Origin of the sequence: Pedobacter sp. FW305-3-2-15-E-R2A2 (genome assembly GCF_038446955.1) — a bacterium.
Lineage (GTDB): Bacteria > Bacteroidota > Bacteroidia > Sphingobacteriales > Sphingobacteriaceae > Pedobacter.
The window spans coordinates 5,316,626-5,334,838 of the sequence record NZ_CP151803.1 but is presented as its reverse complement, the minus strand read 5'-3'; the positions used below and the strand labels follow the sequence as shown (position 1 = coordinate 5,334,838).

Here is an 18,213-nt window from a genome sequence, read left to right as displayed (position 1 = left end):
GATCATTAAGATAAGATGAATACATATAGATTAAACAACATAGACCTGGGGAGTTTAGGCTTTATCGCAGGGAAACAGAATGGAAGTAATATCGCATTGACAGGGTGTTTTGATATGCCCGCAAGAACAGGTAAAACTTTCCATAGCTGGGGAGCGGAACATGGGATTGAACCCTACGTATCTGCTGCTGAAATTAGCTTTGGTGGAAGGGTCATTTCATTGGTAGGCTATATATATGGAGCGGGTAAGCTGGATTGTACAAATAAGGCGAACAGGATTTTTGAACTGATAGATAGTTTCTCAGATCTTGTTCCGCTAAGTTGTAAGTGGGGGACTTATCAGGTTTATATCAATCAGCCCATAGCCGGAGAATTTATAGGAGATAAGGCCCTGAAGATGACCTTCAGTTTTTTTGAACCTATAGCGGTAATGAATGGTATAATGCCCAGCTGGACAAATGCGGAACATGGAATAGATGGAATTAGTTTTAAAGATCTGGGTGGAGTATTATTATCATCCGTAGGGGATCGGGCCAACCGGCCATCACCTAAAGGATTAAATTTTACTTCGAAGACAGACGGATTAGCTGGGATTAAAACAGAGGTCAGGGAGATCACCTTGAAGATATTTATAGATCAACCAGACCCGGTTGCGTTTCAAGCTAAAATTAATGGGCTTTATGCCTTGTTTTCAGCTCCAGGTTTAAGGAAGTTAAATATGCCTACCGACCTTAACCGGCAGTTTTTCGTGAAAGATGGTTTTAAGGTCAGCAATATAAATAGCCGGCCGAACAGGATGACCGGCATTGTAGAATGTAAAATCACGGAAGGGGCGCTGAACGTTTCGACTCCATTGCCTCCAATTGTAGATGCAGGATTAGATAAGACCATCTCCATTCCCAACGAAGAAATTGTCGTTACGGACGCATCAGCCCTGGCAAGAAGTGGAGCGGTCATCAGGACTGTTTTGTGGGAGTTTATATCAAGCTCAAGCGCGGTCGTGCCGCTTCTATCGGGAGAAAATACACTTACACCGAGGTTATACGGAATGTCTGAAGCTGGTACTTATTTCTTTAGACTAACGGTAACAGACAGCAATGGATTGAAAGCTGGCAGTGTCAAGACGATAACAGTCCGGGCGGCATACACTACGTTTTGGGAGGATACGGAGAACTGGAACGATTTATCAATATGGAACGAAATATAAAAAACAATGGCAGCAGAAAAATTTAATAACGGAGATAGTAATTCCAGCATTAGAGCGAAGCTCAATAACAATGCGGATCAAATCAATGCAAATACACTCGGACTGGGGAATAAGGCAAATAAAGTAAGTGGAGTGGTTCCGCTCAGCGAATTGCCGCCCGTTTATTTTGATGGAGTGTCGGGATCAGGAACAGCCGCTGATCCATATAAGGTATCCGGAAGCGGCGGTTTGTCGCCTGCCGAATTAAATGCCTATTTAAAATCTTTGCCAAATTGGGCAGCAGATAGAATTTTACAGGGAGATTTGTCCTGGATTGATCCGCCAGAAGGCGAGCAGTTGGAAAAATTGGCTACACCAACGCTAACTTTTGCTGCTGCAGCCAGTGATGCCATTCCTGTAAACTGGAATTACGTTACCAATGGGACGGTTTATACCTTGCAAAGAGATACTGCTGTTACCTTTTCCAATCCGGTGAATGTTTACAGTGGAAGTGCAAATACTTTTCTGGATACGGGCTTGACGGCAAGTACAGTATATTACTACCGGATCAGAGTCACAGCAACCGGGTTCTCGGGATCAAATTATGGGGTAGGTAATGCCACAACCGATGTTCCTGGAAATATTACACCTGCTGCACCTGGTTCCGGAGTGGTAGATGATGTGAACAACACCTTTAATTACACCCCAAATCCGGCGTACCCTGCAAATAGCAATTATGAGTTTACGTTAAATGGAGGAGTGACAGTTTCAGACGTCAGTGCAAAACCTATCATAGTTGGTGATGTAGACAAAGCCATTGGGCAGGTTGGTGTCCGCCTCAAAGCGGTAACAGGCAGGAATGCATCTGCCTGGTTGTTTAATGCGACTGCCTTTAGTAAAGTATTGGACAATACCGTCCCGATAACGGTGTGGAGATTGGATCGTGACATTGAGATTGATCCTCAAATGAACAATACGTTACTCTATAAATTGCCCAATACCGTTAATTTTGGCGCCGCTTATCCGAACCTTAAAGTTCTGGCCGGAGGGACTGCGATTTTGGTTTCTGAGGGTAAAGTAGGGACTGCCGGGATAGGTAGGATTGCCTTTGACAATAACAATGATACGGTGATGAATAGTGGCTCTGCTACCTACTTTTTAGGTTTTTCAGACAACGAATACGGAAGACAGGTCAGCACTCAGGATTACGTGAGTTTTCAGGTGCCGGTGTCTGTAGCTTCTAATTTGGTTAAGATCAGGTTACGTACAGATGCCACCAAAGTATATTATGAATATAGCATCAATGGGGGAGCAAGCTGGGGAACATTGGATTCCAAGGTACGGGCAAATGAAACCTTATATGCAAAGGTATTCGTAGAGGATGCTTATGGCATCAGAAATAACAATAATGTTAGACAATCAGGACTAAGTGCAGTTTAAAATTCCAAATATGATTATCAAAGGCAGACGATTTATAATGTCAGGGACGAACCCTCCTGACCCGGGTAAAAATATTAAGATAGAGGTCACCTTCTCAGGCAATCCTGTAAATCCTGTGGTCAGCTTTGCTGCCGCAAAGTATAACAAGGAAGTGGTGTTTAACTATGAACAGGACGATTCACAGGAAGGAATTTATGAAGTGGTTTTTAAGCATTTTAATGGTGGGACGGCATTTGATGGTGTAACTTCTCCTGGGTTAAAACATACGGATGGTTGTGGAAATCAATTGAGCTGGAAAGCAGCGGCTGCATGTTTTGCTGTGAATATGTACGGAGTAGATTTAATGGACGGCGTGAATAGTTACGTTAACTACGATCAGATTTATGAAATGTTACAGGCAGATTGGGATGTATTGAATCACCAGTTTGGAGCTCCTTCTTCCGACATTGCCGGAGATTCAGATCGTTATCAGCAGATCCGCGACCTGAGTCAGCGGGTATGGGAAAGAATGTTGTCCAGGGGAATGGAATATCGCATTCGAGGGATGGTTAACCCGGCAGCAGATCCAGGTTATACCTTTAGTGGTTTTAATACTAAGATTCGGGTGTTCAGCAGTCAAGGGGGCACAGAGGATATGAAAGATGGATATCCTTTTCATAATGATAAGAAACTGAACACGCTTCAGCTCCCGGATGTGGCCATGACCAGAGAATACCTTGGAGAAAATTTTAAAGCAGACCTGATATCCGAATGGTCCGGACTGATTAACCAGGTGAAAACTGCAGGAACCAAAGCCGCTCCTTCCTTACTCAGACTATTTAGTCATGGTCCTTATAAGGACTCAGATTCGGCGACAGGATTCAGAACTTTTATGAATTATGTGGCTACACAGCTGGGAGATCGGGTATGGGCGGGTACAACAACGGAGCTGTTTGAATACCTGGAAACAAAAAGCCTGGCCGATAAGAAAGAGACGCTGGAAGGAAATAGGCTAACTGTAGACATTGATCTGTCTGCTATCCCGGATGAAAATAGAAGAAGGGATATGAGTCTGCTGATCAGCGGGGGACAAATCACAGATATTGCTGTTACCGGAGCAGATCATTATAGCTACAATCCGGCAACAGGACTGGTGAATGTGTTCAAGAAGAAAACAACTAAATTTTTGGCACCAATTACGGATCAGGAGCCGCCAAGATTTATCGCTGCTACCTATAATTCGGCTAACCCAAACCGGATCATGCTTAAATTCAATATGGCTGTTAGTCAAAGTTTAAAAGGAGGTTACAGCATTACAGGCGGATCAGGATATACCGTAAATGCGCTGACTGGTAGCGGAAATACCTGGTATTTGAATTTAAACAAAGCAGTTGCCGGTAGTTTGAGTATCGAATATAGGGGGCAGGATGGAGATGTCAAAGCGGTTGATTCTTCGAATCAGCTGAGGGGAACTTCCATCATGGGATACCCCGTTCAAATGGGATAATAGGATTTTAAAATAAAAAATAAAGAAGATGAAACTACAGATATACAGAGGAAATGACACGCAATTGATTTCATTTGATATTGATGAAAATACGACTTTCAGCGAAACACAGATGGCTGAAAAACAAATCACATGTAGTGTGATATTGCCTTTCGTGCTCCCGGTTCAGTTGGGCGATTATATCGTTCACAAAGGGGAAAGATATAAGATCAATACTGTTCCAGAATATGGAAAGTCTGAGAGTGACCATAGCCATAAATACAATATTGTATTTGAAAGTCCGGTTTATAGTTTGCACGATAAGTTCCTGATGCATGAAGGAACGGATGACTTCTCTTACCATGGAACTGCGGCTGATCACCTTCGCCTGATAGTTGATAACATTAACCAGATTGAACCAGGCTGGACATTGGGTACGATTGAAGTGACTGATCCAATGAACCTCGATTATAACAACCATTCCTGTCGCACTGCCTTGACTGCAATAGCCGAGAAGTTTAAACTGGAATTCTTTCTGGTTGGACAGCAGGTCAACATGGTGAAAACATTGGGGGCCGATACGGGACTTGTTTTTGAATTTGGAAGAGGAAAAGGTTTGTATGAGTTGAACCGGAAAATTGCAGATGATAAAAATGTAGTGACCAGGGTATATGCTTTCGGTGGATCAAAGAACATAGATTATACATATAGAGATAAGGCGAAAAAACTATTGTTTCAGGAGAAATATCTGGAAGCCAATGTTGATTTATATGGGATAAAAGAGGGGAAGTATGAAAATGCAGAGATTTTCCCCAGTCGTACCGGGATGATTACTGCAGTGATTGATAAAACAACGGTTGTTGATACGTCTATTGACTTTGACATCAATGCACATTTGCAGGAAGGCGAAAAGGCTAAAATAGTTTTCAAATCGGGGGCACTGGCCAACTATGAGTTTGAAATATGGAAATATGACCATTCAAAGAAGGCGATTTATTTCAATGTTTTTAAGGATACCAATGATTACACACTTCCCAATGAGCTCAACTTTCCGGAAGTCAATGCAAAATATACACTGGTGAATTTAAAAATGCCGGAAAGCTATATTACTGCGGCAGAAAGTAGGCTTAAAGCAGATGCGCTTGCCTATCTGCAGGAAAATAGTGTGCCCAGGGTTGCCTATGGACTAAAACCAGATGAGAAATACATCCGAGATAATGGAATTCAACTTAGGGTGGGAGATCGGATTACCCTTGTCGACCTTAAGCTGCCCATCAATGCAACTTTAAGGATCGCTACCCTGACTTACCCATTGGTGAACGAAGCGAATATTGATGTTTCTATCAGTAATTTTATCCCTTATACGATGCAGGATAGATTGGTTGCCAGCGCCATCGATACAAAAAAGGAGGTGAAACAGGTTTCACGCATTCAAGCGGAGCAGGCAAGAAGAAATTCGATCAACCTTTACGACCTGAAAGATTCGGTAATAGATCCAACAACAGACAAGTATTACGCTGGGAAGATTGCGACCGGAAGTATCGAATCTCTTTACCTCGCAATTGGCGCAAAAGCAACAAACTTTAATTTAAGTGGTGTTTCTTTTAAGCCTAATTATCTGGGTAATCCGAATACGTTTACGGCGACTGCAGGAGAGCTGATTCATTATGACCTTAATGTTCCAGGAGTAGGATTTACCTGGGAAATGGATACTTTCACTGCCTCAAATTTAGTCGCCGCTAATAAATATTATCTGTATGCTAAAATTTCTAAATCGGTCCTTGTAGGTTCCTGGGAATTGTCAACGGAAGTGAAATCTGCTGAAAGCGTGCCAGGGTATTATATTTTGCAGGCAGGGGTACTGTTTCCAGTAAAAGATGGACGGAGAGATAACGCGCTTACTAATGGAATGGTGTTCATTGTTGGCGACCAGATTACAGCGGGCAGAATTAAATCGATTGACGAGAAAATGTTCATGGATCTGACAACGGGGCAGCTAAAACTTGGAGATGAGTTGAGCGGGATAGACTGGAATGTAAGTAGTCCTAATAAGTTGACCATTCGCGGTGGAGTAGTTCAGAATGCTGGTGGAATTCAAGCGCCAATTCCCGTATTTAGAGGAGTGTATAATTCGCTTAGTACTTATTATCGCGGGGATCAGGTTACCCATAATGGATCTTCGTGGAATGTGATTAGTGGGTTGCCAATATCAAATGTGTCGCCTGAGGAGGGAAGTTCCTGGACGGTTGCTGCGGTAGGACAAAACGGTCCACTTCCTACTGGCGGTGATGAATATAAGTCGGATAAGCAATATACTGGAAATGCTAGTAAAGTTGATATCGTCCGTTATGATGATGGTTCAGGAGAAAAAGCTTATGTAGCGAGGGTTGATGCAGGAACATTTTCCGGAATTTTGCCAACAAATGCAAGTAAATGGAATGCTTTCGGCGGACAATACGAAAGCCTTGCAACAAATCTTTTCTTTGCTAAAATGGCATTCATAACTAACTTGGGAGTTGAAAATTTAAAAACTGCGGAGAGTGGAAAAAGAGTGGAAATCACTAAACAAGGCAATGGTATAAAATTTTTCAATGAAGGAGATTTACTTTATGCTCCTTCTGTTTCTGTATCTGCACAGATAGCCTTAAATGGATCGGCAGTGTCTTCTGGATTAGATATTAAAACCAATGAAGGAATATCTGGCCTTACTGGTGCAGGTCTATTTGCTAACGGGGGCAAGGTTCCATTTTTATCTAGTGCAACGGGCTTGATTACTAATGCCTCAGTTGTAGGATTCTTATTCAACAGAAACTTGCAGGATGGTGGGTATTCAGCTGCCGGAGCCTTTTTAGACGGAACTAAGTCAGATACTAACGGTGCTTCTAAAACACTTGCTATATATGCTTCAGGAGATATGTTAGTCACGAAGTCTGATAAAACAGGAACTGGAAATCTTACTGTTAGAGATGGGACTTTAAACGCAGATGGAGATTTAAAAGTGAAGGGTAATATATTTATTGACGGAGTTGCAGGAGTTAGCGGTACTTTTATTGATGACTCAAGGAGACGGTGGACCTTTCACAAAGGTCTTTTAATAAATATTCTTTAACTGATATAAATCATCTTCAAATACTAGTTTAACAGGTCTTTGAAGATGGTAGCTCTAAAGTGCTACTCCCAGAATAGATCTCATTAATACCTAACCTTTAACGGGAACTACATCATTAAAATGAATATTTATACATATAAACAATATAGCCGTCAAGAGCAGAGGCTTTATCCCCGGAAAGCAAAGTGGAAGTAACATCGCATTGGCGGACTGTTTTGATATGCTGGAAAGAGCCGGAAAACTTTTCATAGCTGGATGGATGATTATGGGATTGAATCCTATGTCTCCGCACCTATGATTAGTTTTGAAAGAAGATCGATTTCATTAGTTGGTTATGTGTATGGAGCTGGTAAATTGGATCAGTCTGGCAAATAGGATATTTAAACCAATAAATGAATCTTATGAGAATATAGGTGTCATTTTTTGTGCTAAATACAATTATTGAGCAAATGATACAAATCCATGTTTCTCTTTATAAACTATAGGTTCTAAAGTCTTATAGTTTAGCTTGTTAGCTGTATTTTGTAAATTTGTATAACACAATTAAAGGACACAGATATGATAACTATTGATCAGTTAAATAAGAAATATGGCATTCCAAATGCAACAGGCAAAGGTTATCTGACTACTATCAAACTTCCTTATAAAATGCGTGTTGCCTGGGAAAAGAAAAGTGTAGTAGGGCAAATACAATGTCACGAATTGATTGCTGATCAATTGTTAGCTGTGTTCGAAGATGTTCTTCTGTATTACGGTTATGAAAGGATCGTGGAACTGGGCATAGATTTATATGGAGGCTGCTTTAACTACCGGTTGATGAGAGGAAGTACAAAAACACTTTCCCGTCATTCCTGGGGAATCGCAATAGACCTTGACCCAGGCAGGAATTTACTAAAAGAAACGGCCAGGACCGCACGCTTTGCGAGGCCGGAATATAAACCAATGATTGATATCTTCTATAAACATGGATTTATATCATTGGGCAGAGAGAAAAATTACGATTGGATGCATTTTGAAATTGGAAGATAATGGAAGAGGAGATAACAACAAAACAAGATATGATCGACCGTAAGGCCGCCTGGTTAGAAAGGATGTTTGACCGACTGTTTATCGCAGTCCAGCAAAACCCTTTTGCGACGATGCTTTTACTTTCTGTCGGGCTTAACTTCTGGCAATATAACGTCATTAATGAAATGAACAGGTTAAGGATCCAGGACATCACGATGTTGAATGAAAAGATCAACATTGCGGTAGCTAAAGGAGTGGAGAGAGAGCTTCCGAAGCAACTGGCTCCATATAAGGAGCAGCAGGATAGCAATAGTAAGAGATTGGATACCTCTCTAATCAATTTAAATGGAACAGTGGAATCAGTCAAACAATATTTTAATAAAAATAAAAGGAGATGAGAATATTATTTATAGTGACCTTATTTATGTTGATGGTATCTGGAGCTTCCTCGAACAGACAGGCTGCACAAAATATTTTTAAAGTATCTTATCGACATCCGATTCATAGTAAACTGGACAGCATTAACAAGAAAGCGCTGGAATTGGAAATCCTGGTAAAGACGCTATAGACTAAGTTAAAAAATCACAGCAGCTCTATAAAACCACAGAATAGACCCCAGAATGGCACAGTCCCATTCCAGGTCTAAGGGGATAGTTATGTATTAAATTTTTCAAAATCAATTCATATATAAAAATTAGAAAATGAACAATCAATTAACAGCAGTAGAACCGACAGGTAGTATTATTGTCGATGGACAAGTCATCACCTATGTCGTAGAAATCACTAAAATCACCTATTCAGATGGTAAAATTGCTTATCCATCTATAGCAAGTACCGATTTCTTGAAAGCTTATGCAACCGCAGTAGCGCCGCCTGTAGATCCTGTCTTCGTCAATGTTGGAACGGGTTCCGGACAACTGTTCCTGGATCCTTTGGCAAACGTGAATATTAAAATTGTTCCTGGAAATTACGAGTACATCTCAATTCCGAAAGCCACAAATGTGAAAATCGATGGAACCGGGGTAAAGCTGCCAGGTGGTTCAATTTCCATTGGACAGGCAGATCATTTGGAATTTTGGGGAGTGTCTGTGACTGATCAGCCTTACCGTGCCATCTCTATTGAACAGCACAGTAATCATGTATACTTCCATGACATGAGTTTTAAGAATGTAGGCGACTATACAATTTCCTACCACAATAGATTGATCTATGACGGAACAGACAATACTGCTTCGATGGATTGGAAAATGGAGCGACTTACTTTTGAAAATACGAGTACAGGTTTCAGCTGTAATGGTGGTTTTACGGAAGATGGCATCATGAACTTAATGAAAAACTTTAAGTTTCTTAATTGTGTCGTTAAAAATTGTCCTGAAATTGGAAATGTGGTTTGGATGGGACAGGTTGAAAATTATGAAGTTGCCTATAATGTTATAGATAATATTAACAGGACCTTCAGCGATCCTAATGCACCAAATGGATACCATAACGGTATATTTCAGATGATCGGAAACGGATCTTTCCATGACAACAAAATCACAAATCATCAGGGAAATGCAATTCGGGCATGGGGAGTATCTTACGGTACTGAGGTTAAAGATGTCCTGATCTATAACAATGTGGTTTGGAACAGTTGGAAATATTCTGCTTTTGAGCTGCAGGTAAGCCCGGATATGCAGGATTATATGGCGCTATATCCATCACGGATTAAGCCTACAAACGCAAAGGTTTACAATAATACCGCAGGACTGATGAATACGTCCCACGACTGGGAAGGAGTAATGATTGATCTTTATGAAACCGGAGGTACATTGGAATATTACAATAACCTCGGTTTCGAAATGTATAGAGAGGGAACCTATTTCCCAGTTGGCAATATGACAAATATGGGTGGGCCAACGATTATCCGGGAAGAAGGAAATCATTATTTCCTTACACAGCAACAAGCGGTGTTGGATACTGTTAATTTCCAGTCTCTTGTACCTGGAGTAGGGGCGCAATAATTAAAGATTAAGCATCCGGTTATAGCAATTGGAGCCGCAACCGGATGCTCTTAAATATTAAATGGGACCGAAATAAAAAAACAGTTATGAATAATTGGTGCTTAAAATATATTCCGCTACTCATCATGTTGGTCTTTCTTTCCGGATGTGGTATGTTTCGTAAAGTGTTTAAATCTAATGATTACGCTAAACAGGAAATCAGCTCATCAGAAAAAAAGAAAATGAAGGAATGGACTACCGACAGGTCTATCCTGACGATTCGGGAGCAATCGGATACGATAGTGGTCATCCCGGAAAAAATAATTAAACAGGAAACTTCTTTTAATGTCGATAGCCTGGTAAATGGCTTGACGGTAATTCAGGATGATCTTCTTGATGTGAACCTGATCTTCCAGCCCGAAACAGGTATGCTTTCTGCCTCAGCCACTTTGAAACCCCGGCTTATTCCTGTTAAATTCAACAAGGAAACAATCCTGCAAAATGATGTCAGCAGAAAAATCACGCAATCCGGATCTGCAAAAAAAAGCTCAAAATCAGCGCAGTCGAATACTATTGTCGAAAAAAGCCCTGTCAGCACCTGGTTATATATATCTGGATCAGGAATACTTATTCTGATTAGCTTTTCTCTGTTTTATTGGCTGAAGAAACGTTATCTGCAATAGCGTTATGTTTTTGAAATGAATTCCGGAACTTGTCTCCGTAATAAATTATCTTAGGCTGATAAACAGATCTGTTATGAAAAGAATTGTCCTGACCCTGGTTTTCTTAAATAGTGCCATCGCATTTGCTCAAACTGACATCGCACTCAAAGATTCTTTAGCCAAAATGGTAATCTGGGATCAGAAAGTGGCAGGATTTCAACCTGAACATAAAAGCGATGATCCTAAAAGGAAGGAATTCCAGGATAGCGTATTTACCTCGCATCATCGCCGGCTTCAAAAGATCTTGTCAGATCACGGATATCCTGGATTTGATCTGGTTGGAAAACAAGGTTCCAGGGATTTCTGGTTATTGGTTCAGCATTTGGATCAATGGCCGGATTTTCAGCAAAAGGTGTTGGACGCGATGAAAAAGCAGGTGTTAAAGAAGAATGCCTCCAGTGGGGACTATGCTTATCTTACGGATCGGGTAAGGCTCAATACCAATCGCGATCAATTGTATGGAACGCAGGTTATGTATAGCAGCGATAGTTGTCAGGCGATTCCACGTCCCACAGAAAATCCGGATTCCTTAAATAGGCGTAGAAAGGAAGTTGGATTGGATAGCATCGAAGAATATTTAAACAAAATGAGCCAGCTTCATTTTAAAATGAATAAAGATAATTATGAAAAGAGAGGGATTAAAGGGCCTACTTTGTATCCTGTAAAAGAGGAGAAATAGTATTTTGATAAATTCCCTAAGCTTTCCTGGTTTTACCTGTTAATTTGTATAAGAAAAATTCTACTACCAATACGATCACCATTTCCACATGTAAATATTTAGAGCGTAATGTATAGATATTTGTTAAGTTATGAAGTCTGCTGATGATATTCTCACATAAATTAATAAATTACGTCAAAAAACCAAACGAATGAAAAATCTATTTACCTCACTCTCTATCTGTTCGATGGCATTATTCCTTTCTTCCTGTGATCGTGCCCAGTCTAATGTACAAACTTTATACACCAGCAATTGTGGCGTGAGCTGGGAACTGATTAAAGCAGGAGAAACCGTACCCAAAGGCGTGGGAATGTGCTCTTATAAAATTACAGTCCCTGATTATCCAATGCAGGGCGAAAGTGTTTTTAAAAGTGCATTTAAAAATCGTGTGATGGCAAAAATTGAGGTTACCTACGATTATTCCATAACGGATGCAAGGCTATATATAGGAGAGGCTAAGTACCTTGGAAAAATGAATAGTGACAGCGATAGTGAGGTAAACAGTTCGAAAGCCTATGAAACTGCTGAAAACTCAGTAATTGATAAAAGGATAAAAGAAATTGCGAGAGACCTGTTATTGAACGAGGATATCGTTGATTTTAACCAGAATGAGTTTGAGGCGGAGTTGCTTAAAAATGTAAACAATCTGCTGAAAACAAAAGGAGTGACTTTAAACTTCCTTTCATTCGTCCCTATTCCTGAAGAGCAAACCAGGCAGGCGATAGATGTGGTGACCGCAATGAAGATCTACGAGTCTAAAGGATTAACTGAAATTGGTAAGGCCGTTTCATCTGCGAGAGCAGGGGCAACGAAAGTTGAGGTTAAGGTCGTAAAAGATGAACAGGTGGTAAAAGAAGATTAGTAAAGCAGGAAAATAATTTAAAACAGAAACGGCTAAGATTAAGATCTTAGCCGTTTCTGTTTGATCTGTGGAACCGATTACCATCCCGGATTTTGGACAAGACCTGGAGCTCTTTGTAATTCGCCCTGCATGATTGGGAACAAATAATGCTTAGGGGTTTGAAATACCCGGTCTTCCACGAAGAAGCGTTCCATGCTATATTTAATACCATCGATTACAATTTTCCCATTTGGGTTTACTACTGGTCTCATGCCATTGATCATATGCTGAGTTTTAGGATATGGCCTTGGATTTTGTAGCCAATATTTTTGTGAACGCTCTGTACCGGTTGAACCGCTGCTGTTCCATGCCTGTTCTCTTGCCAGTTCTGTGGAATTATTGGGTTCCAGGTACAGACGGGAATCAAATGCCCTTTTGTTCTCATAGAAAAACTCAACACGCCGTTCCCTTTTAATATAGTCGCGCATAACAGATGGGTTGGAGGCCGCTTCAGGAGGCATAGGTGCCATAAAAGATCTGGCCCTTACGGTATTAATGAGGTCATAAATTTCCTGGGTGGGCCCTGATGTTTCATTGACCGCTTCCGCATAGATGTAAATGAATTCTGGCAACCTCCAAACTGGAGGGGCAGTAATACTCACACTTCCGTCTCTGTTCCATGCTTCCTGTAGAAATTTACGAAGATAGTATCCTGTTCTGGTGGCGTTGGAAGCATTGATCTTGTCACTTCCGCTGGCAGTAGTTAATGTGGAAGGTTGGTTATTGCCATTTCTAAAAGGGGCACCATGATAAATAATATCGCGATAAAAACGAGGGTCTCTTTTTACCGATTGATAAGGATTAGCATCATCATAGCCATCAATGATGGCGCGGCTGGAGTAAACAGGGTAACCAAATCCATTAGGGGAAATGTACTCGTATTCATCTACCTGTTCCTGTACCGGCTGTTGACGGGCACCACCACCACGACTAGGTGGGTATACATCTCCAAACCATCCTTCTCCTTTTGATCTTGTTACAAACCAAACGGCTTCATTCTGAAAAGCATCCATATCATAAAACATCTGCCACAACCTGGTGTAAACCGTAGCGCCATTGTAATCTTTATTGCCGCTATCGTTAAAATCTTTATTAGAATATCTATCATATAACTTGTAGCGCAGTCCCCCGGCTTCATTCTTGAAGTCCAGTACCGCTTTAGCTGCATCCCTGGCAGCCTCCCAACGGGTAGCTTTGTACGTATAGTCTCCTTCAAATTTCCGGTTGCCGGTATATCCGTTAGCTTTTGCTCCATTCCAAAGCGGAGTGGCTGCGGTCCACCTTGTCACTGCAATTAAGCCCAGGCAGGCGCCTTTGTCTACACGGGCAAAATTCTGACCGTCCTGAGATGCCGGCAAGCGGTTGTAGGCTTCTGTGGCATCCTTGACTATTTTTTCTGTCATGGCATGAACAGACTCTGGTTTAAAATCCAGCTCATTACTGGTTTGAACGGCGCGTTCTACGTAAGGAGCTTCCCCATAAATCCGAAGTACTAAATAGTGCAGGTAAGCGCGCAAGAAATAAGTCTCCCCAATCCGCTTCTCTAAATCACCTGGTTGTATTGGATTATCGGGTGTTTTATTGGCTGCAATGCCTGCAAGAATCACATTGGCTTTCCGGATGCCGCTGTATAAGTCATCCCAAAACTGACCATTATCCCCAGGGAGCCCATTTGGGGTCCAATCCCCTGTGTTATAGCTATTGGTAATTCCACCTTCAACAGTTGTCCCTTCGGCTTCATCTGTGATGGCTGCGGAAGAAAAGTGGTAAAACCAGGCTAAGGGTACATTAGCGCCCTTAGATTTAGAATAGAGATCAGTAACCAGTTGGTTCACCCTTTCATAACGTGCAAAGGTTTCTTTTTCTGTAGTTAAATCATCAGGGAGCTTGTCCAGATATTTTTTACAGGAAAGCAGCACCATGATTAAAACCAGAAAACTTAAGGTGATTTTTATATTTTTCATCAGTATATAATTTTTTTTAGCGATCGTAAGCATATTATTCATTGATATTTATTGTTTTCAATGGTATTCATGAGCTCGCAAACCAGGTTCATTGCTGTTTGTAAGCGGTATGCTGATGATGGTCTCATGTGATTAATTCTTTGTATAATAGCGTTAAAGGGTAATATCTATACCAAAATTATAAACCTTCAATACCGGGTACCAATAGCCACCGGCATCTCCGATTTCCGGATCTACATCAGCCCTGTCCAATCCATCCCAGGTAAAGAGGTTTTGACCTTGCGCATAAATGCGGACGTTGGCAAGGCCGACTTTACGCATCAGACTTTTTGGTAAAGTATAGCCAACTTCCATATTCTTCATCCTTAAGTATTTGGCATCATAAAGAAATAAGCTATTGTTCGGATTTTTATTGTTGCTGTTCTGTCCGATATGCAATGCTGGATAGGTGGCTGTAGCTGCTGTTTCTGGTGTCCATCTATTGAGGTGCATAGGCTTTACAGATCCGGTTTTATCCTGATCAAATTGTGGGAAATCCCAGGTCGCCGCATCTCTTAGCATAACGGAAGTATTGAGTGCACCTTGAAGCAATACGCTGAAGTCGAATCCTTTATATTGTAAAGAGATGGGTAATCCGAACTGAATTTCCGGACTTCTGGGGTTGCCAACAATCATCCGGTCTCCTAAATCATCTATTTTTCCGTCGCCATTTAGGTCCTTATAGACTACATCACCAGGGCCGACTTTGCCCCAGGGTTGGAACTGGCTTTTGTTTAGCCGGTCTGCCTCCGCCTGATCTGCTACAAAATGATCGAAAACATAGACGAAGTTCTCGTATAAGCGATGGCCAGTGCCCTGACGCCAGGGATTCTCTCTCGGTACTTCATTCTGGAATACAATTTTGTTTCTCGCAAAGGTGAAGTTAGGTTTCAGGGTATACCTGAAATCTTTTCCGATCTGGTCAGACCAGGAGACTTCAAATTCGAGACCACGATTGGTCACGATTCCTGAGTTGATGAATGGGGTAGAAGTTCCGGTTACAGCAGGGAAACCTAATCTGTCGTTCCCACTTAACGAGGTTAGGATATCATAACGGTATTCGTGAAAATAATCAACGGTAACATTTAAGCGTTGTTTTAGAAAGGTAGCGTCTAACCCAATATTTGTTTTTCGGGCCTTTTCCCAGGTCAGGTTCACGTTGGCTAAAGTTCCTTCACTGATTCCACCTGGGTTGACGTTGAAATTCTGGATCCCAAAATCGTAACCGCTGCCTCCGCCATAGGTTTGAAGATAAGCAAAACGTTTATTGTCCGTAAGTCTGTCGCTGCCTACCAGACCATAGGACCCTCTAATCTTTAGCTGATCCAGCCAGGAGGCTGTTCCTTTCATAAAATCTTCTTTTGAAATTACCCAGCCAACAGAACCTGCCGGGAAGAAACCATAACGTTTGTCTTTGGCGAAATTTTCCGAACCATTATAGCCGAAATTAAATGAAGCTAAATATTTTCGGTTGAGATTATAATTAAACTGACCTGTCATTCCCTGATATCGGTAATCGACCCCGGCCTTATCCCCATTATAGGCACCCTGACCGGAACGATTGAATAAAAGCATTCCTGCAACTTCATGCACCTTATTAAAAGTGCGTTCGTAGTTTAGTTTTAACTGATAATAGGTTCGGTTGGAAGGGTCATGCTTTTCGAACTTGTTACCCAGAGTTTGATCAATACTGTATTTGTTGCCGGTTTTATAGGCGCCATCATAAAAACCAGGCGACATATACACATCAGATCCTCCGGTAGGAACGAAGGTCGCGTAACCAGGATATTCGCGATAACCTTCCGTATAGTGGTCTACCCTGCGGTTTATCCATTGATCTGATGTTGCATCATAAGAGAGGGAACCGTCTATGGATAATCCGCTGGTAATCAGATCGAGGTTATAACGAAGGGAAAAAGTGCCATTTAAATTGGTTATTTTCTGACTAAGATATCCGGAACGGGTTAGTTCTCCCAAAACATTGTACCGGTAGATCTGATCTCCAAATAACATCCCGCCCGGATTATCCAGAAGATAAGCGGAGTTGGCTTTATTTGCATTAGGTGCAACTGTAATTGGTAAATAAGGTGGTTGGGTGGTAGCAAGGGTTGCTAACCGGCTTGCAGTAGTTGCAGGTGCTGTCCGGTCTGTAATACGGGCACCCAGGTCTAACCTTGCCGATAATTTGTCAGTGATGTCTACATCAATATTTGAGCGGAAATTGTATCGCTTAAATTTCGAGCTCACGCCATAATTAGAAAGATCTACATGTTTATAATTTGGTCCCTGGCCAAAATAACCACCCAAAATATAGTACCTGGCTTTATCATTTCCGCCCCTGATCGATAAGTTATATTCCTGCTGTAATCCTCTGCCGAAAATATATTTAAAATAGTCATGATTATAGCCAAGGCCATCTGAGTTATCGCCCTTGGCCCTTCTAAACTTATCTATGGCCTCGGGAGTAAACAAATTCAACTTAGCAATATCTGCAGGGCTTAACCCATCACGAACAGCGTCATTAATTTTTGCTTCGTTGTTCAACATGGCATAATCTGCTGATCCGAGCATTTTTGGTAATTTGGTTGGGGTATTAATTCCTTGCGACATTCTGAAATTAAGCGTAGCTCTTTCAGAGGCCTGTCCTCTTTTTGTTTTAATAACGATTACGCCATTGGCACCACGAATCCCGTAAGGAGCAGTAGCTGCCGCATCTTTCAGAATAGTAAAAGTTTCTATTTCTTCTGCAGATAGATAAGACATATCACGCTCTACTCCGTCGACAATAATGATGGGCGATTGGTCTCCATAAGTAGATTTTCCCCTGATGAAGATCTCAGATTTATCCACTCCGGGCTCACCACCGCTATATTGGTTTGCGATTAACCCTGGTAAACGTCCTGCAAGTACATTGTTGATATTTGCAGAAGGGCTCTGTAGCAGGTCTTTGGTCGTTATCGTAGAAACAGCCCCGGTAACGGATTCTTTTCTTTGAGTAGTATACCCAACTACAGTCACTTCTTCTAAAGCTTTAGCATCTTCCACTAAAAAAACTTCAATTGTGGATTTGCCATTCAGTTCTATTTGTTGCGGCTGATAACCAAGGTAGGTCACAATGATCACGGCGTCCGCATAAGGAACCTGGATGGTAAAGTACCCGTTTACATCTGTCCTGGCAGTTATTTTAGTTCCTTTAACCACCACATTTGCGCCGGGAATAGGTTGCTTGGTACTGCCATCTGTCACTTTGCCTGTTACCTGGGCGCGCTTCTCTTTCCCGGTCTCGGGGTGAAAAGTGTTTGTTTTTTTCTTGATCAGAACCGTTTTCTCCTGAATCTCAAAATCTAAAGACAGAGGCCTTAAAAAAGAACGGAGCGCTTCGTTCAGCGGAATGCGATCCGCCTCAACAGAAACAAATGCGGAAGCATCGGATGCCATGTATATAAAGTCATAACCTGTCTGCTTTTTTAATGATTTGAATGCCGCTTTGAGTGACATTTTTTTATTAAGAGAGACGGTTTGGGCCTTTACACCCGCATTGACCTGAAACAACGACACTAACATGATGACGATGATGATTTTTAAGGTCATCATAATTTTTAACAGCTTATTCAAGCTTTTATTTTTTTTAAACCTGTGGAAGTGCATATTTGGTTAGAATAGGTTTTTGGTTAAAATTG

General features: G+C 41.4%; 13 protein-coding genes. 11 read left to right on the top strand and 2 right to left on the bottom strand.

All coding sequences use genetic code 11. The features are described 5' to 3' along the window. Positions 1–15: 15 nt before the first annotated feature. The 11 genes from AAFF35_RS21565 (at position 16) to AAFF35_RS21515 (ending at position 12,491) form a co-directional block, all read left to right on the top strand. Entirely contained in the window at positions 16–1,206 is a 1,191-nt protein-coding gene (locus AAFF35_RS21565) for a hypothetical protein (protein WP_342328606.1), read from the top strand. 6 nt (positions 1,207–1,212) lie between these two features. After that, positions 1,213–2,625 carry a fibronectin type III domain-containing protein gene (locus tag AAFF35_RS21560; RefSeq protein ID WP_342328605.1) on the top strand — a complete coding sequence of 471 codons (1,413 nt, stop codon included), beginning with the start codon at positions 1,213–1,215 and terminating at the stop codon, positions 2,623–2,625. A 37-nt stretch (positions 2,626–2,662) separates the two neighbouring features. Continuing rightward, a complete protein-coding gene (locus tag AAFF35_RS21555; RefSeq protein ID WP_342328603.1) occupies positions 2,663–4,111 on the top strand; it encodes a hypothetical protein in 1,449 nt (482 codons plus the stop codon). Between the two features lie 28 nt (positions 4,112–4,139). After that, positions 4,140–7,199 carry a phage tail protein gene (locus AAFF35_RS21550; protein WP_342328602.1) on the top strand — a complete coding sequence of 1,020 codons (3,060 nt, stop codon included), beginning with the start codon at positions 4,140–4,142 and terminating at the stop codon, positions 7,197–7,199. 558 nt (positions 7,200–7,757) lie between these two features. Beyond that, complete coding sequence (locus tag AAFF35_RS21545; protein ID WP_342328601.1) at positions 7,758–8,228, top strand: M15 family metallopeptidase; 471 nt, start codon at positions 7,758–7,760, stop codon at positions 8,226–8,228. After that, positions 8,228–8,605, top strand: a complete 378-nt coding sequence (locus AAFF35_RS21540; protein WP_342328600.1) for a hypothetical protein — start codon at positions 8,228–8,230, stop codon at positions 8,603–8,605. Before AAFF35_RS21545 ends, AAFF35_RS21540 begins: the two co-directional genes overlap by 1 nt. Further along, on the top strand, positions 8,602–8,775 hold the full coding sequence (locus AAFF35_RS21535; RefSeq protein WP_342328599.1) for a hypothetical protein: 174 nt from the start codon (positions 8,602–8,604) through the stop codon (positions 8,773–8,775). The genes AAFF35_RS21540 and AAFF35_RS21535 overlap by 4 nt, the downstream gene beginning before the upstream one ends. Positions 8,776–8,908: 133 nt before the next feature. Then, the gene (locus tag AAFF35_RS21530; protein WP_342328597.1) at positions 8,909–10,210 is read left to right on the top strand and encodes a hypothetical protein; all 1,302 of its coding nucleotides are present in this window, start codon (positions 8,909–8,911) and stop codon (positions 10,208–10,210) included. 86 nt (positions 10,211–10,296) lie between these two features. Beyond that, positions 10,297–10,872: a hypothetical protein gene (locus AAFF35_RS21525; RefSeq protein ID WP_342328596.1), complete on the top strand. Its 576-nt coding sequence runs from the start codon at positions 10,297–10,299 to the stop codon at positions 10,870–10,872. A 73-nt stretch (positions 10,873–10,945) separates the two neighbouring features. Beyond that, positions 10,946–11,590 (top strand): DUF6624 domain-containing protein, encoded by a 645-nt coding sequence (locus AAFF35_RS21520; RefSeq protein WP_342328595.1) that lies wholly within the window; start codon positions 10,946–10,948, stop codon positions 11,588–11,590. A 190-nt stretch (positions 11,591–11,780) separates the two neighbouring features. Then, positions 11,781–12,491 (top strand): SPFH domain-containing protein, encoded by a 711-nt coding sequence (locus AAFF35_RS21515; RefSeq protein ID WP_143010393.1) that lies wholly within the window; start codon positions 11,781–11,783, stop codon positions 12,489–12,491. Positions 12,492–12,568: 77 nt separating this feature from the next. Here AAFF35_RS21515 and AAFF35_RS21510 read toward each other — a convergent pair whose 3' ends face one another. Then, on the bottom strand, positions 12,569–14,494 hold the full coding sequence (locus AAFF35_RS21510; protein ID WP_342328594.1) for a RagB/SusD family nutrient uptake outer membrane protein: 1,926 nt from the start codon (positions 14,492–14,494) through the stop codon (positions 12,569–12,571). 153 nt (positions 14,495–14,647) lie between these two features. Next, entirely contained in the window at positions 14,648–18,127 is a 3,480-nt protein-coding gene (locus AAFF35_RS21505) for a TonB-dependent receptor (RefSeq protein ID WP_342328593.1), read from the bottom strand. Positions 18,128–18,213: the final 86 nt, after the last annotated feature.

Coding starts and splice junctions, on each gene's coding strand:
- AAFF35_RS21505 (WP_342328593.1), bottom strand. CDS start 18,127: ATGATGACCTTAAAAATCATCATCGTCATCATGTTAGTGTCGTTGTTT.
- AAFF35_RS21540 (WP_342328600.1), top strand. CDS start 8,228: ATGGAAGAGGAGATAACAACAAAACAAGATATGATCGACCGTAAGGCC.
- AAFF35_RS21550 (WP_342328602.1), top strand. CDS start 4,140: ATGAAACTACAGATATACAGAGGAAATGACACGCAATTGATTTCATTT.
- AAFF35_RS21555 (WP_342328603.1), top strand. CDS start 2,663: ATGTCAGGGACGAACCCTCCTGACCCGGGTAAAAATATTAAGATAGAG.
- AAFF35_RS21520 (WP_342328595.1), top strand. CDS start 10,946: ATGAAAAGAATTGTCCTGACCCTGGTTTTCTTAAATAGTGCCATCGCA.
- AAFF35_RS21535 (WP_342328599.1), top strand. CDS start 8,602: ATGAGAATATTATTTATAGTGACCTTATTTATGTTGATGGTATCTGGA.
- AAFF35_RS21565 (WP_342328606.1), top strand. CDS start 16: ATGAATACATATAGATTAAACAACATAGACCTGGGGAGTTTAGGCTTT.
- AAFF35_RS21560 (WP_342328605.1), top strand. CDS start 1,213: ATGGCAGCAGAAAAATTTAATAACGGAGATAGTAATTCCAGCATTAGA.
- AAFF35_RS21545 (WP_342328601.1), top strand. CDS start 7,758: ATGATAACTATTGATCAGTTAAATAAGAAATATGGCATTCCAAATGCA.
- AAFF35_RS21515 (WP_143010393.1), top strand. CDS start 11,781: ATGAAAAATCTATTTACCTCACTCTCTATCTGTTCGATGGCATTATTC.
- AAFF35_RS21530 (WP_342328597.1), top strand. CDS start 8,909: ATGAACAATCAATTAACAGCAGTAGAACCGACAGGTAGTATTATTGTC.
- AAFF35_RS21525 (WP_342328596.1), top strand. CDS start 10,297: ATGAATAATTGGTGCTTAAAATATATTCCGCTACTCATCATGTTGGTC.
- AAFF35_RS21510 (WP_342328594.1), bottom strand. CDS start 14,494: ATGAAAAATATAAAAATCACCTTAAGTTTTCTGGTTTTAATCATGGTG.